Origin of the sequence: Polaromonas sp. CF318 (assembly GCF_000282655.1) — a bacterium.
In the GTDB taxonomy this organism is placed as follows: Bacteria; Pseudomonadota; Gammaproteobacteria; order Burkholderiales; family Burkholderiaceae_C; genus Polaromonas.
This window is the reverse complement of sequence record NZ_AKIV01000043.1, coordinates 67,574-82,154: the sequence shown is the minus strand read 5'-3', so window position 1 is coordinate 82,154 and position 14,581 is coordinate 67,574. Positions and strand designations below refer to the sequence as shown.

Annotated in this window: 13 protein-coding genes; 5 read left to right on the top strand and 8 right to left on the bottom strand. The window is 65.0% G+C overall.

Annotated elements, in window-relative coordinates; translation table 11 throughout:
* On the bottom strand, window positions 1-1,385 hold a 1,385-nt coding region (locus PMI15_RS06590; protein ID WP_162130760.1), incomplete at its 3' end, for a HAMP domain-containing protein.
* A 577-nt stretch (window positions 1,386-1,962) separates the two neighbouring features.
* Between PMI15_RS06590 and PMI15_RS06585 the strand changes: the two genes are divergently transcribed.
* Both PMI15_RS06585 and PMI15_RS06580 read left to right on the top strand, forming a co-directional pair.
* The gene (locus PMI15_RS06585) at window positions 1,963-2,694 is read left to right on the top strand and encodes a hypothetical protein (RefSeq protein ID WP_007865499.1); all 732 of its coding nucleotides are present in this window, start codon (window positions 1,963-1,965) and stop codon (window positions 2,692-2,694) included.
* A 90-nt stretch (window positions 2,695-2,784) separates the two neighbouring features.
* Window positions 2,785-3,696 (top strand): hypothetical protein, encoded by a 912-nt coding sequence (locus PMI15_RS06580; protein ID WP_036837769.1) that lies wholly within the window; start codon window positions 2,785-2,787, stop codon window positions 3,694-3,696.
* A 22-nt stretch (window positions 3,697-3,718) separates the two neighbouring features.
* Here the strand turns inward: PMI15_RS06580 and PMI15_RS06575 are convergent, their stop codons facing one another.
* The 3 genes from PMI15_RS06575 to PMI15_RS06565 are packed head-to-tail and all read right to left on the bottom strand — an operon-like array spanning window position 3,719 to window position 4,772.
* Window positions 3,719-3,928 (bottom strand): hypothetical protein, encoded by a 210-nt coding sequence (locus PMI15_RS06575; protein ID WP_007865495.1) that lies wholly within the window; start codon window positions 3,926-3,928, stop codon window positions 3,719-3,721.
* A gap of 38 nt (window positions 3,929-3,966) precedes the next feature.
* Window positions 3,967-4,305: a hypothetical protein gene (locus PMI15_RS06570; RefSeq protein WP_007865482.1), complete on the bottom strand. Its 339-nt coding sequence runs from the start codon at window positions 4,303-4,305 to the stop codon at window positions 3,967-3,969.
* Between the two features lie 32 nt (window positions 4,306-4,337).
* Window positions 4,338-4,772: a response regulator gene (locus PMI15_RS06565; RefSeq protein WP_007865480.1), complete on the bottom strand. Its 435-nt coding sequence runs from the start codon at window positions 4,770-4,772 to the stop codon at window positions 4,338-4,340.
* A 318-nt stretch (window positions 4,773-5,090) separates the two neighbouring features.
* Between PMI15_RS06565 and PMI15_RS06560 the strand changes: the two genes are divergently transcribed.
* Both PMI15_RS06560 and PMI15_RS06555 read left to right on the top strand, forming a co-directional pair.
* Window positions 5,091-5,393 (top strand): hypothetical protein, encoded by a 303-nt coding sequence (locus PMI15_RS06560; protein WP_238541083.1) that lies wholly within the window; start codon window positions 5,091-5,093, stop codon window positions 5,391-5,393.
* 108 nt (window positions 5,394-5,501) lie between these two features.
* The gene (locus PMI15_RS06555; RefSeq protein WP_007865477.1) at window positions 5,502-7,676 is read left to right on the top strand and encodes a catalase; all 2,175 of its coding nucleotides are present in this window, start codon (window positions 5,502-5,504) and stop codon (window positions 7,674-7,676) included.
* A gap of 21 nt (window positions 7,677-7,697) precedes the next feature.
* Here PMI15_RS06555 and PMI15_RS06550 read toward each other — a convergent pair whose 3' ends face one another.
* The 3 genes from PMI15_RS06550 to PMI15_RS06540 form a co-directional block, all read right to left on the bottom strand.
* Entirely contained in the window at window positions 7,698-10,208 is a 2,511-nt protein-coding gene (locus PMI15_RS06550) for a penicillin acylase family protein (RefSeq protein WP_007865476.1), read from the bottom strand.
* 104 nt (window positions 10,209-10,312) lie between these two features.
* Window positions 10,313-11,248, bottom strand: a complete 936-nt coding sequence (locus tag PMI15_RS06545; RefSeq protein ID WP_007865474.1) for an adenylate/guanylate cyclase domain-containing protein — start codon at window positions 11,246-11,248, stop codon at window positions 10,313-10,315.
* Window positions 11,249-11,373: 125 nt separating this feature from the next.
* Window positions 11,374-12,801, bottom strand: coding sequence for an aldehyde dehydrogenase family protein (locus PMI15_RS06540; RefSeq protein WP_036837763.1), 1,428 nt, complete (start codon window positions 12,799-12,801; stop codon window positions 11,374-11,376).
* A 316-nt stretch (window positions 12,802-13,117) separates the two neighbouring features.
* Between PMI15_RS06540 and PMI15_RS06535 the strand changes: the two genes are divergently transcribed.
* On the top strand, window positions 13,118-13,459 hold the full coding sequence (locus tag PMI15_RS06535) for a hypothetical protein (protein ID WP_036837762.1): 342 nt from the start codon (window positions 13,118-13,120) through the stop codon (window positions 13,457-13,459).
* Window positions 13,460-13,620: 161 nt separating this feature from the next.
* On the opposite strand, the gene PMI15_RS06530 is transcribed toward PMI15_RS06535, so the two are convergent.
* Window positions 13,621-14,562: an LD-carboxypeptidase gene (locus tag PMI15_RS06530; RefSeq protein WP_007865468.1), complete on the bottom strand. Its 942-nt coding sequence runs from the start codon at window positions 14,560-14,562 to the stop codon at window positions 13,621-13,623.
* Window positions 14,563-14,581: the final 19 nt, after the last annotated feature.

Below are 14,581 nucleotides of genomic sequence, written 5' to 3'. Positions count from 1 at the left end.
CCGGCCACGCCCTGCACATCGGCCTGGCCGCCCAGCTTGCCCTCGGTACCCACTTCACGCGCCACACGCGTCACTTCGGAGGCAAACGAAGAAAGCTGGTCCACCATGGTGTTGATGGTGTTCTTGAGTTCCAGGATTTCGCCCTTCACGTCCACGGTGATCTTCTTCGAAAGGTCACCGGCCGCCACGGCGGTCGTCACCTCGGCAATGTTCCGCACCTGGCCGGTCAGGTTGGAGCCCATGGAGTTGACCGAGTCGGTCAAGTCCTTCCAGGTGCCGGCCACGCCTTGCACATCGGCCTGGCCGCCCAGCTTGCCCTCGGTGCCCACCTCGCGCGCCACACGCGTCACCTCGGAGGCAAACGACGACAACTGGTCCACCATGGTGTTGATGGTGTTCTTGAGTTCAAGAATCTCGCCCTTCACGTCCACCGTGATCTTCTTCGAAAGGTCACCGGCCGCCACGGCCTTGGTCACGTCGGCGATGTTGCGCACCTGGCTGGTCAGGTTGCCGGCCATGAAGTTCACGTTGTCGGTCAAGTCCTTCCAGGTGCCGGCCACGCCCTGCACATCGGCCTGGCCGCCCAGCTTGCCCTCGGTACCCACTTCACGCGCCACCCGCGTCACTTCGGAAGCGAAGGAGCGCAGCTGGTCCACCATGGTGTTGATGGTGTTCTTGAGTTCGAGGATCTCGCCCTTGACGTCCACCGTGATCTTCTTGGAAAGGTCACCGGCGGCCACGGCCGTCGTCACCTCGGCAATGTTGCGCACCTGCGCGGTCAGGTTGGAGCCCATGGAGTTGACCGAGTCGGTCAAGTCCTTCCAGGTGCCGGCCACGCCCTGCACGTCGGCCTGGCCGCCCAGCTTGCCTTCGGTGCCCACCTCGCGCGCCACCCGTGTCACCTCGGCCGAGAAGGTGCCCAGTTGCTCCACCATCTTGTTGATGATCATGGCGGTGCGCAGGAACTCGCCTTCGAGCGCCTTGCCCTCGGCCTCCAGGGCCATGCTCTTGGACAGGTCGCCTTGCGCCACGGCGCCTATCACGCGCGCCACTTCGCTGGTCGGGTGCACCAGGTCGGCGATCAGCGAGTTGATGGACTCGGCGGAGTCGCGCCAGAAACCCGAAGCGTCGGGCACAAAGGCCCGCTCCTTGAGGCGTCCCTGCTTGCCGACCACGCGGCTCAGGCGTTCGAGTTCTCGGGCCATGCGCACGTTTTCAGAGACCACATCGTTAAAAGCATCGGCGACCTTGCCTGGCACGCCGGTCCAGTCTTGCGGCAAGCTGGCGCGCGCATCGCCTTTTTTGAGGTCGGTCAATGCGGTCAGTACCACCTTGGTCTGCTCCGTCACTGTCTCGGCTTCATCGAGCACAGTGTTGATGGCCATCGCGTTCTGCAGCCAAAAGCCCGAGAGCTTTTCCTCGGGCAGGCGCCGGCTGGCACGTGTTGCCAGGCGGGACTTGGACGCCAGGCCTTTGCAGCGGCTGGTGGTCGCGGTCGTCATGGCCGAGAGCTGGTTGAATTCGGCGGCGATCTTTCCATAGACGCCATCCCACTCGGTTGGAAGTGTGACGCCGGATTCGCCGCGCCTGAGCGCGCTCAAAGATTTGAGAATGGACTTCAATTCGGTGTCGCGCTCTACCACCGAAAGCTTGGTTAAAGCTTCCATATCGTTCATCCTGTATTGAGGGTAACTTTTTGTAGAAACGGGTGCCGAGATTACTCGCGAAGATACAGAATGACAACCAAATCGCACACTATTTTCCTAAGGGCGAAAACAATGTGCGGCGAGCCTGTCACAGCGGCCAAACTGTAGGCTTTGGCTTACATGAACTTCCATTTGACCGCTGTACATTTTGTAGTTACGCCTTGAAAAATATCGCAGCCGGATGTGTGTTGCTGCACGGCGTGGGCCCTGCAGATTCGCCTGCAGTTTTTGTGAAACTACCATCGGCGGCAGCACCATGAGCGTTCCATCCAGCAGCACGGCAACACTGGCAAGCGGATTGCAGAGCTGCGAGGCAGAAGCGGCGCACTACGCACTGCTGCGCCGGCTGGCCCCGGTGATACGCCACAACATGGCGGGAACGCTGCAGCCGATTGCCATGGTGGCGGCGATGCTGGAGCGGCGCTTGCAAAAAGCCGACACGGACCCGGAAGCGCTGCTGAGAAACGCGCGCGACATCGTGGCGCTGACCAAGGAAGCGGCCGCATCCTGCGTGGACCTGATGAGCTGGCTGGCACCCAAGGAAAAGCGTTTGATCACCGCCGGCGCCGGCATCGCGGAATGCCTGGGCATGGTGACGACGCAGCTTTCGTTCAGGGGCTTTTCGGTGGTCGACAACACCGGCGGCCCCGTTGTGCAACTGCCCCAGTCCGCGCTTCGCACAGTGCTGACCGCCGCCCTCATCGCACTGACCGATGCGGCCGCCGCGCCCGGCAAGGTGCTCATAGAGGCGGAGTTTGCCCAGGACATTTTTTCCCTTCACATCGAACTCAAGCCGCACGATGGCGCCGAGCCCATGCGCGCGGCGGACAAGCCGCCCTACCGCCTGCTGGAGTGGCTCGATGTGCAGGTACTGGCCGAGCAGGAATCCGCGCAACTGGTTCATCACGGGAAGAGCCGACTCACGCTGCAGTTCGAACCCGCCGCCGCGGTGGATTCACCGGCGCTGGCGGAGACGGCGCAAGCCTGAACGGCCGCGGCCTTCACGCTCGCGGCGACTCCATGTAGGACGAGGGAGCGTATGCACAACAGGCCCCGCTCGCGCTGGCACACTGAAGCCATGAGTCCTCTTCGACGCCTGGGGCGCCATGTCCTGCTGTGCGGCTGGCTGCTTTGCGCCGCCCATTTCCCGGCTAACGCGCAAGCGCCGCAGGCAAGCGCCGCGAACGCGGAATCCGGCGCACCGGCCCTGCTCGAAAAGCACGCGGAACTGGCCGGACAGCTTGCGCAGAATGCCTACCGCAGGCCGCTGTTTCTGGAGTCAACCGAGAATCCCAATGTCGTGACCGGCAGCGCGTATGCGGTGCTGAATTCGCCGTTCGCCACCGTCAGCGGCGCCTTCAAAAGCCCCAGGCGCTGGTGCGAGATGCTGATCCTGCACATCAACACCAAGTACTGCCATGCGAGCACGGACGAAAGCCCGAGCCTGCTGAACATGCACATCGGCAAAAAGACCGAGCAGCAACTGGAAGATGCTTTTGCGCTGCAATTCAGCTACCGGCTGGCCGCCAGCTTGCCCGACTACCTGGCGGCGAACCTGAGGTCTGACAAAGGCCCCCTGGGCACGAACAACTACCGTATCGAGCTGCAGGCGGTGCCGCTTCCCGGCGGCAAGACTTTTATGCACCTGCGCTATTCCTACGGCTACGGCGTCGCCGGCCGCCTGGCCATGCAGGGCTACCTGGCCACGGCCGGCAGCGGCAAGGTCGGCTTCACACGGGTGCAACGCGGCAACACCACCGCCTTTGTGGACGGCATGCGCGGCACGGTGGAGCGCAACACCATGCGCTACTACCTGGCGATAGAGGCCTACCTGGCCTCCCTGGACAAGCCGCCGGCCCAGCAGTTGGAGGCGCGCCTGCAGCATTGGTTCGACGCGACCGAGCAGTACGCCCGCCAGCTGCATGAGGTGGACAAGGAAAGCTACCTCACCATGAAGCGGGCCGAATACCAGCGCCAGCAGGCCTCCTAAACCGGAAGCGAAAGGCCAAAGGCTAGAAGTCGGAAGTCCTGGCCGGCCTGGCCTGGGGCGGGACATGGGTGCCCGGCTCGCGAATCGGCAGCGTGGGCTCGGGCGGCGGTGGATCAGTCACCTCGGGCGGCATGCCCGGTTCGGGCGGCACGATCAGCGGCGGGACTTCCTCGGGGATATGGATGCCCGGTGTACCGGGCGGCGGCTGGGGAACATGAAGATGCAGGGGCATTGAAATTTTCCTTGATTCAGGGGCCCGCCCGCCCGGCGTCATCGCAAATGGGGCCGGCGCGGTAGCTGCAAGCGGCCGCGCAATTGCGAACGCAAGGCCAGCATGGCCAGTGCGCCCGCCGCGGCGGCCAGCAGGGCTGACTGGCCGGGCCGGGCCGCGACATGCGCGCGAATAGCCTGCATGAACGGCAAACCACGGCGGCTGCCGGTGGCGGCAGTACCGGATGACGGCAGCTGCAGCGCGGCGGCACTGCCCTGCCCTTCAACCAGCACGGCTTCTTCGGCCGTCTGGAACACATCGTCGTCCAGCCGCCTGGGCCCGGTATAGGGCGGCAGCTCGATGGGCATGTCGGCGAGTGAAGCCGCAGGTGTGCTCATGGTCAGGCCCTGGATGTGCTGCGGGTTCGGGTTCAGGCGGACTGCAGCCTTGAATTCAGCGAGTTCCTGGACTCGTCATTAGCGGCGGTTTCCAGCTTGCGGCTCTGGGTGACACAGTAGGCCAGCAGGCAATCGATTTCGGTGGACTTGTCGAACACCGCGTCCACGCCCAGCTCGGCGCAGCGCATGCGCATTTCGCGCGTGGCGTAGTTGCTGAAGACCACGATCTTCTGCAAGGGGCTGCGCGCGCGGCAGGCTTGCAGGATTCTGAGGCCGCTGCCCTGTTTGAGGAACAGGTCGACGATGGCAAGGTCCCACTGGCCTTCATGGTGCGTCAGCCATTCGGTGCCCTCGTCTTCGGTTTCGCAGCTGCCGACCGACTGCACGGGCGCCAGCTCTTCCAGCGTGCTGATCAGGTTGTCGCGGATGGTCGGATTGTCTTCCACGAGGTAGGTTCGCATTTTCATGATGGGGTGCCGATCCGCAGCAAAGGCAAACAAGGGAGGTGGGGTGGGCTCATGCCGGTTTTCATGCCCCTGAATTTACGTGCGCTGCCCGCGGCTTTGTGCCGGAGGGGCGAGCATGGCCTTGTAGGAGAAAAGGCCACGCGGTGCCATGCCCCCTTTTCAACGCCCACCCGGCCGGGGAAGGACGCCCGCCTCCGCTCATCCCTGTTGGGCCGGTAAGCGGTGTCTTACGCGAGGAGCAGAAAGCCCTTACATGGCACGCCGACGTCGGGCTACCACCCGGCCGGCCGCGAGCCCGTAATGTCCATGCACCACCCAGTGACGATCACCCAAGCACAGGAAATCACCACCATGAAGCTGATGGCCGGACTTTTGACAGGCATGGCCGCGGGGCTGCTGACCGCCTGGCGGGTCCATGCCGACCCTCGCAATATCGACCTGCTCCACGCCTTCCTGACGGTGCTGGTCTGCGCGGCGGGCCTGTTCCTGGTCTCCATGGCCCTGCCGGACAGCATCGCGCAAGTCCTGCAGGAATTCATGGCCTGGTGCCTGGCGGGCACGATTGCCGCGCTGGGCCTGCTGGCCACGGTCAAAGTGCTGGAAGGCCTGCTCGACAACTGACTGCCACACGGCGCCGGTGCCTGGCCGATGTTTGCGCACCTTCCCTCCCGCATCCGCCTGTAGGCCACCAGCCCCGGGCGGAGTCCCTTTTTTGACACAAGGATGTTCATGCCGCCCTCCAAGCGCAACACTGCCAGCCCTCACCGGAACACGGACGGCGCCAAAGACAAGAAGACCCAGCTGGAAAGCTTCACCGCCGGCAGTACGCCGGTGCTGACGACCAACCAGGGCTTGCAGATCCCGGACAACCACAACTCGCTGAAGGCCGGCGTGCGAGGCCCGACCCTGCTGGAGGATTTCATCCTCCGCGAAAAAATCACCCACTTCGACCACGAGCGCATTCCGGAGCGCGCGGTGCATGCCCGGGGCGCGGGCGCGCACGGCTATTTCAAGCCCTACAAGTCCATGGTGCAGTACACCAGCGCCGGCTTCCTGCAGGACCCGGATGTGGAAACACCGGTTTTCGTGCGTTTTTCCACCGTGGCCGGCTCCCGGGGTTCGGCCGACACGGTGCGCGACGTGCGCGGCTTCGCGGTGAAGTTCTACACCGCCGAGGGCAATTACGACCTGGTGGGCAACAACATTCCCGTGTTCTTCATCCAGGATGCGATCAAATTCCCGGACCTGATCCACGCGGTCAAGCCCGAACCCCACAACGAAATGCCGCAGGCGGCCAGCGCCCACGACACCTTCTGGGACTTCGCCTCGCTGATGCCCGAGTCCACGCACATGCTGATGTGGGCCATGTCGGACCGCGCCCTGCCGCGCAGCTTTCGCATGATGGAGGGCTTCGGGGTGCACGCCTTTCGTTTCATCAATGCCCGGGGCGGCGCCTTTTTTGTGAAATTCCACTGGAAACCCAAGCTGGGCGTGCACGGCCTGGCCTGGGACGAGGCGCAGAAGATCGCCGGCAAGGACCCCGACTTCCACAGGCGCGACCTGTGGGAGGCGATTGAAAGCGGCAACTTCCCCGAGTGGGAGCTGGGCGTGCAGATCGTCGACGAAGGCAAGGAAGCTGAACTGGGCTTTGACATCCTCGACCCGACCAAGCTGATTCCCGAGGCGCAGGTGCCGGTGCAGCTCATCGGCAAGATGGTGCTGAACCGAAACCCGGACAATTTTTTCGCCGAAACCGAGCAGGTGGCTTTCCACCCGGGCCACCTGGTGCCGGGCATTGATTTTTCCAACGACCCGCTGCTGCAGGGCCGGCTGTTCTCGTACACCGACACCCAGCTGTCGCGCCTGGGCGGCGCCAACTTCCATGAAATCCCGATCAACCGCGCGGTCTGCCCCATGCACAACTTCCAGCGCGACGGCATGCACCGCCAGGCCATCGCCAAGGGCAGGGTCGCCTACGAGCCCAACACGCTGGGCAACGGCACCGAGTTCAGGGTGGACGGCGGCGCGCAGGGCTTCCAGTCGTATCCGGAGCCCTTGGAGCCGCCGAAAATCCGGCGCCGCAGCCCTTCTTTTGACGACCATTTTTCCCAGGCCGCGCTGTTCTGGAACAGCCAGAGCCCGCCGGAGAAAGACCATATCGTGGCGGGCTTTCGCTTTGAGCTTTCCAAAGTGGAGGTGCCCGAGATCCGCCAGCGCATGGTGGACAACCTGGCCCATGTGGACCTGAAGCTGGCCACGCGCGTGGCCGCGCCCCTGGGCATCAAGCCGCCCGACCCCAAGGCCGCGGCCGGCAGGCTGGGTTTTCGCGAACACCGCATCACCAGCAAGGTGGAGGAAGACCCGGCCCTGCGCATGGTGGGCCGCCCGGGCGGCAGCGCCAGGACGCGCAAGGTGGCCATCCTGGTGGCCGACGGCGTGGAGGCCGCGGCGCTCAAGCGCCTGCAGCAGGACCTGCTGGATGCCGGCGCCCAGTGCAAGCTGGTGGCGCCGCACCTGGGTACCGTGAGCACCTCGTCGGGCCGGCAACTGGCGGTGGACCACACTTTCACCAACATGCCCTCGGTGATGTTCGACGCGGTGCTGATACCCGGCGGCAGCGAGAGCGCCGCCACGCTGGGCGCCATGGGCGAGGCGGTGCACTTTGTGCTGGAGACCTACAAGCACTGCAAGACGATTTGCGCGCTGAACGACGGCGCGCAGCTGCTGTCCACCCTGGGTTTCAGCCTGGGCAAAGACCCGGAAGCCGTCAGCGAGCCTACGCCAGGCGTCATCATTGCCGATGCGCGCAAGGTCACGGACGGCCAGGTGTCGCAGGATTTGCTGGCGGCGATCGCGCAGCACCGCCACTGGGACCGGCTCAATGTGGATGCGATCCCGGCGTGAGCTTCGGGGCCGCCAGGGCCTTCAGGGTGTCAGCGTGAGCTGGTGCGCGAAGGCCGGCGGGTTCATCTGCAGGGGCCGGTACTGCACGGCGGCCCAGCTGCCCCTCATGTCGCGGTAGCGGCCGGAAAACACCAGGCCGCTCTGCCCGGTCTGGTAGATAAAGAGGGATTTCTCGGGGTCGCCCATGTCGTACACCGCGCGCAGGGACGCGGCTTGCCGGTTGGCAAAGGGCGTGGCGTCGCCCGTGGCCCAGTACTGGCCCACGTTGACGGTGAACGGGTCGCCGCCCGTGGGCACACGCACGTCAAACCAGGGTGCAAGCCAGGCGACGTTGCCGAAAGGTTTGTGCGCCGACAGGGCCGGATGCGCCCTGCCCCAGGTCCAGCCGGCGACGTCGGCGCCGTAAGCCGCCTGCAGGCGGTCCAGCGCGCGGGCCAGCGCCGCCGCGGACTGCGCCTGGCAACCTGCCGCGCCGCACCAGTTGCCGTCCTGGCGCTCCAGGATGTCCTCCAGCGCACTCCTGAAATGGCGCTTGCCATAAAGCGGCCTGAACGTCGCCTCGCCCAGCTTGCCGCCGAGGATGCCGCGCGTGAGCTCGTCGGCCCAGGCGGCAAACACCAGCGGCGCAGCCTGGTCGGCGCGCATGGTGCCGTCAAAACCGGCCAGGGCTTTGCGCGCGGCTTCGGCCAGCGGGTGCTTGACCGGCTGCGCCAGCGTTTTCTGCAGGAAAGGCAGCAGCTTGAGCGTCGCGGGCGACAGCAGGTCGGCCTGGATTTTTTGCATGGAGGCCACGTCGTGCTTTGGCGCGGCCGCCAGCAGCTGCTCGATGCGGTCGTAGCGGTAAGGCACGGTCCAGTCCTGGCCCATGAAGAAGGGATAAGCCGGCGGCGTGATGCGCTGGTTGGCCGTGGCCCACCAGCCTTTGGCCTCGATGGCGGCGCGGCCGGCCTCGGGCGTTTGCGCATACGGCAGCCAGCCGGCCCAGTCGTAGCGGGCGTCCCATCCGGGCGACGGCGCGATGCCGCGGATGTCGTTGTCGGGCTTGCGCAGCGGTACCTTGCCGGCGGCCTTGAAGGCCAGGCCGCCCGCGACGTCCGCCGCCACGACGTTTTGCATGGGCGAGTGGTGCGCCGCGAAGGCGTCCACCAGTTCCTGCACGGACTGGGCGCGGTTGATGCGCAGGCCCGCGAGCACGGTCTGGTTGTCGGCGTCCAGCGCGCTCCAGCGCAGCGCGATGACGTACTTGCGGGTGTCCAGCAGTTCGGCGTGCGATTTCTGCACGTCGCTGAGCACCGGGCCGTGGCGGGTTTCGCGCACGTCCAGCAACACGTCGGGCTGGCCCTTGACCTTGATGGTTTCGCGGCGGGTCTGGAAGTCGGCCCAGGCGGTGCCTGCGGCGGCCGGGATGCGGTATTGCCCGGGCTTGGCGGGATTGATCTGCTCCAGGTACAGGTCCTGCACGTCGGGCGCGGTGTTGGTGAATCCCCAGGCCATTTTTTGGGTGCGGCCCAGGACCACAAAAGGCAGGCCGGGCAAGGTCGCGCCGATGACGTCCAGCCCGGTGCCTGCATCACCGCCCCCGCCGGCGGGTGCCTGCAGGCGCGCGAAGTACCAGATGGCCGGCGCCGACAGGCCCAGGTGCGGGTCGTTGGCCAGCAGGGGTTTGCCGCTCGTGCTGCGCGCGCCCGCCACCACCCAGTTGTTGGAGCCCTTGCCGTCGACCTCGCCCAGTGCCTCGGCCCAGCGGTTGATGCCTTGCGCCATGGCGACCGCCCCGGGGTCGGGCCGGCCGGCTGAGACCTTTTGGGGGGCGGGCAACTCCGCCCGGTACACGCCGAGCTCGGCGTAGAGCTTGCTGAAGTCCACCTTGGACGCCGGCTGCTCGCCCGGATAAGGCGGGAACAGCTGCCAAAGTTCAGGCGTCTTGAGCACGCGGGCGGCCGACAGGCGCGCGAATTCGGTGCCCCAGTTGCCGCCCAGGTCCAGCGCCATCATCAGCGACCAGGCCAGGCTGTCGGTGGGCGACCAGGCGGTGCCGGAATTGCCGCCGGGCTTGACACCCAGGATGTGGAACTCGGGGGACAAGGCCTGCGGCGAGCCGGCGTAAAAGGCGTTGATGCCCTCGCTGTAGGCCTGCATGGCCTCGCGCCCCTCGGCGGGCAGGCCCTGCCACTGGCGCTCGGCGGCGCGCACCACGCCCAGGGTGCGCAGCAGCTTGTCGGTGTCCAGCGTGGCCGGCCCGAACACCTCTGAGAGTTCACCGTGCATCGCGCGCCGGTTGAACTCCAGCTGCCAGCCGCGTTCCTGGGCGTGCACATAGCCGAGGGCAAACCAGGCGTCGCGCGGCGATTGGGCCTTGATGTGGGTGACGTCGGACGGGTCGCGCGCCAGGATCACGCGATCGCGCAGGCCGGCGGCCCGCAGCTCGCCGTCCAGCATGGGACTGGCCCGGTACACATAAATGCCCGCGGCCGCCGCGGCAATCAGCAGCAAGGCGGCCAAGGCGGCGGAAATCCGTTTGAACCAGACCAAGATCGTGTTCCCTGTAAGTTCGCCGGCTGGGGATCAGCGGCGGCAGTGCCACGGCAAGTGGCGGGCCTTTTTTGGCATCCCGCATCCGGCAGGATGGCCCCGGCCTATTTTTTCTGCAAGTGCATTTTGCCGTCGGCAAACTTGAAACTGACGGTGGGCACGGTGAAATCTTCAAAGGGGGCGCCCAGCGCGATCTCGCCTTCGAGCAGCAGCACGCATTCCTGCCGGCGCAACGCCACCACCGCCGCATTGTCGGAAAAGCGCACCCAGGTGCCGTAGCTGCTGACGTCTTCGAGGAAAAACTTGCCCGCGCGGTATTCAATCCGGGCATGCCGGCGGGACACGCGCGGATCCTGCACCACAAAATGCGCATCCTGGTCGCGGCCCAGGAAGATGGGCAGCTCGGTCGAGGCGAAGGCGGTGTTGATGTCCAGCCAGCAAAGCTCGATCAGCGCCAGGGCGGCGGCCGGCGGCGTCGCCGACGGCACCGTCAGGCTGGCGGGCACGGTGAAGGACTCCGACATGACCTCGGCCTGCCATTCGATGCGGTGCACCAGGCAGGCCTCGGTGCGGCCGCGGATTTCCAGCGCGCCCAGGCTTCGGGAGCGCACAAGTGTGTCAGATGGTAAGTGCCGGATGACGGCGTCGGTGGCCAGGATCTGGTCGGGGCCCGACAGGTCGCTCAGGCGCGAGGCCAGGTTGACGGCGTCGCCGAAGCAGTCGCCGTCCTGCTCAACGATTTCACCGCGCGCCACGCCCGTTTGCAGGCGCATCTTGAGTTGTTCGGGCCAGTTGCGGATGCGTTCGCGGTGAACCCGCTGCAGTTCGGTCACCGCGTCGACGGCGTCGGCATTGTCGGGAAACACCACCAGCACGCCGTCGCCGAGGTATTTCACGACGTGGCCGCGGTAGGCCTGGCAGACCTTGCCTATCCACTGGGTCAGTCGCGTGATGGCCTGTGTGGCCTTGGCATTGCCCAGCGATTCAAAAACCCCGGTGCTTCCTGTGAGATCGGCAAAAACGACGGTAACTTCTGCCATAAATCGATGTAACTGCTTGTAGTTTTGACGCCATTAAAACATAAGTAGCACATGGGACTTATGACAAAAATGCGTACCGGCGCGCTGCCCTGGCCGCTTGCCCGGCCAGGGTGGGGTGCGAAAACTCAGCTCGTGCTGGGCTTGAGCTGCATGGCTTTGAACTCCAGGAATTCCTCAAAGCCATAGATGCCGTTTTCACGGCCGTTTCCTGACTGTTTGTAACCGCCGAAGGGCGCCTGGCCGTTGAAGGGCCCGCCGTTGATGTCGACCTGGCCGGTGCGCAGGCGGCGCGCGACCTTCATGGCGTGCTCGTCGGTGCCGCTCCAGACGGCGCCGCCCAGGCCGTAAATCGTGCTGTTGGCAATCGCCACGGCATCCTCTTCGTCCTTGTAAGGAATGACCACCAGCACCGGGCCGAAGATTTCCTCCTGGGCCAGCGTATCCGTTGCCTTGATGCCCAGGATGGTGGGCTGGACAAAATAGCCCTTGTCGAAGGCGGGCGCCTCGGCGCCGCCGGCGATCACGTCCGCGCCCTCTTCAATGCCGGTGCGGATGAATCCCAGCACACGGTCGCGCTGGCCGGCGCTGACCAGGGGGCCGAGCTTGCTGCCCTCCTCCAGGCTGGGGCCTATGCTGAACTTGGCGACGGCGGCCTGGGCCAGGGCCTTGACCTCTTCATAACGCCCGGCCGGCACCAGCAGGCGGGTGTGGGCCGAGCAGGTCTGCCCGCTGTTGAGCATGCAGGCCGAAACCGTCCCCTTGATGGCGGCCTCGAAATTGGCGTCGTCGAGCACCACGCTGGCCGACTTGCCGCCCAGCTCCAGCGCCACGCGCTTGATGGTCTGGCTGGCGAGTTCACCCACCCGCTTGCCGGCGCGGGTGGAGCCGGTAAAGCTCACCATGTCGACTTCCGGGTGCGTGGCCAGCACTTCGCCCACCACCGGGCCCATGCCGTTGACCAGGTTGAACACGCCGGGCGGCAGGCCCGCCTCGTGGATGATCTCGGCCAGGATCATGGCGTTGACCGGCGCGATCTCGCTGGGCTTGAGCACCACGGTGCAACCCGCCACCATGGCCGGGGCGATCTTGAGCGTGATCTGGCTCAGCGGGAAGTTCCAGGGCGTGATGCAGCCCACCACGCCTATCGCCTCGCGCACCACCAGCGAGTTGCCGACGGTCTTTTCCCATTGAAACTGCCGCGCCACCTTGGCGAAATTGCCCCAGTGCCAGGCCGGGCCGCCCACCTGGACGGCGCGGGCCATCTTCAGGGGCATGCCGACCTCGCGGGCAATGGCCACGGCGAGGTCCTCGGTGCGGGCCTTGACGCCGGCCGCCACCTTGTCGAGGTAGGCCGCACGCGTCTCGACCGGCAGGGCCGCCCAGCCCTCAAAGGCCGCACGGGCCGCCAGCACGGCGGCTTCGGCCTCCGCCGCAGTGCCGGCGGGCACCGTCGCCATCAGGGCCTCGGTGCTGGAATCATGGACGGGCAGGGTTTCGGAAGACTGGGCCTTGACCCATTGGCCATTGATGTAATGCGCGGGATATACGGTCATTTGTGTGCTCATGGCGGTCCGGAAAGGGCCTGGAGAAGGCCCGAAAAATGGTGAATAATGCCGAAAAAATGGTGGGTGACTTTCGACTCACAGGGGAAATCTCCCTGTAGGCCTAAAGAATTAAACAGTGTTCAAAACCAGAATCAACTTGACATCTGGTTACTAACTCCTTGATTCAATTGTTGTTTTGCGTTAACCATTTCACACAAAACACCTTGCATATCCTTAGATGTCGTCTTAATCTAACAGAAGACGTCGTTCCACGGGGACGCGGACAAATATCCCACGGATGTTCCGGTAGAAAGTTGTGAAACACATGCGCTGGTTAAAACCGAATCTGAAAAGCAGCTTCATGGCTTTGCTGGGCTCTGGAGAGGTTACTCCGTCGGTGCTGGAAGACCGCACCGAGGACATCCGCCAGTTCATCCTCGACGAACTCGGCGAATTCGGCGAAAAACACTATCCCAAGATTACCCGCCGCGTGCGCTACGCCCAGGACGTGCAGAGCCTGTGGTACACCCGCGGCGACGTGATGGCGGTGCTGGCGGCCATGCACGGTGAGACCATCGCCCGTGAGAAAGTCAGCCGCATCAGCGACAAATTCAAGGGCATGCTGCCTCGCGGACTGAGTTCGCGGTCCAGCCCGCTCACCACCTGAACCCTTTTCCTTCGTTAGTTGATTCGTTAGTTGAGTTTCTTCTTCTCTTTTTCAGTCTCCAGAGTTTCTTCAGTTTCTTCCTGGCCTCCAAGGCAACTTTTTAAACCAGCTTCTAGCTGGTTTATTTTTGTCCGCTTGCAGCCGGCCCCCTGCGCGCCGGCTCAGTGTGCTCCATGCGCTCCGTGCAAATGGCCCCAGAGCACAAAGGCGTCGCGTCCCTCCACCGCCAGGGTGGTTTTCAGGCCCACCGGCAGCATCACCTTGGTCGGCACGTGGCCGAAAGGCAATCCCGTCAGCACGCGCGCCTTGACCTTGCTTTGCAGCCAGGCAATCACCGTCGCCAGCTTGAAGCCCTTGTCATGCGGCACCAGCGCGTAATTCGTGAATTGGCCGAAGATGATGGCTTTTTGCTGCGCCAACACGCCGGCATGCAGCAGCTGCGTGAGCATGCGTTCCACGCGGTAGGGATGCTCGGCGACGTCTTCGATGAACAGGATGCCGCCCTTGACGGCCGGCAGGTAGGGCGTGCCCACCAGCGAGGACAGCATGGCCAGGTTGCCGCCCCAAAGTACCGCATCCTTGACCATGAAATCGGCCACCGGCTTGGCGTCGGCCGCGGGTTTGGGCAGTTGCCAGCCCGTGCCCTCGCCTTGCCCCGTGACCAGGTCGTCGAAACAGGCTTCGGTGATCTCGTCCGGCGCCTGGGCGCCGAAATCCTCGCCCAGCGCCGGGCCGGCCCAGGTCACCGCGCCGGTCTTGGCCATCACCGCCATCTGGAAGGCCGTGAAATCGCTCAGGCCCACGAAGCGGGTGCCGCCGGCGATGGCCTTGGCGACGGCCTTGTACTGGATGCCCGGCAGGATGCGCGACAGGCCGTAGCCGCCGCGTGAGATCAGGGCCACGTCGGCGCCGCTGGCGGCCGCGCGGTGGATGGCCGCTAGCCGGGTGTCGTCGTCGCCGGCAAAACGCTGGTGGCGCGCGAGCGCGTCGGTGTCGACCTCAACTTCATGGCCCAGGGCGGTGAGACGCCGCACGCCGCGCTTGAAAGCGGCTTTGTCGCGCACGGCGCTGGAGGGGGAGTAGATGTAGATATGTTTTTTCACGGCTGCAAGTATCCCACTG

Coding starts and splice junctions, on each gene's coding strand:
- PMI15_RS06535 (WP_036837762.1), top strand. CDS start 13,118: ATGCGCTGGTTAAAACCGAATCTGAAAAGCAGCTTCATGGCTTTGCTG.
- PMI15_RS06545 (WP_007865474.1), bottom strand. CDS start 11,248: ATGGCAGAAGTTACCGTCGTTTTTGCCGATCTCACAGGAAGCACCGGG.
- PMI15_RS06585 (WP_007865499.1), top strand. CDS start 1,963: ATGAGCGTTCCATCCAGCAGCACGGCAACACTGGCAAGCGGATTGCAG.
- PMI15_RS06555 (WP_007865477.1), top strand. CDS start 5,502: ATGCCGCCCTCCAAGCGCAACACTGCCAGCCCTCACCGGAACACGGAC.
- PMI15_RS06540 (WP_036837763.1), bottom strand. CDS start 12,801: ATGACCGTATATCCCGCGCATTACATCAATGGCCAATGGGTCAAGGCC.
- PMI15_RS06565 (WP_007865480.1), bottom strand. CDS start 4,772: ATGAAAATGCGAACCTACCTCGTGGAAGACAATCCGACCATCCGCGAC.
- PMI15_RS06570 (WP_007865482.1), bottom strand. CDS start 4,305: ATGAGCACACCTGCGGCTTCACTCGCCGACATGCCCATCGAGCTGCCG.
- PMI15_RS06575 (WP_007865495.1), bottom strand. CDS start 3,928: ATGCCCCTGCATCTTCATGTTCCCCAGCCGCCGCCCGGTACACCGGGC.
- PMI15_RS06580 (WP_036837769.1), top strand. CDS start 2,785: ATGAGTCCTCTTCGACGCCTGGGGCGCCATGTCCTGCTGTGCGGCTGG.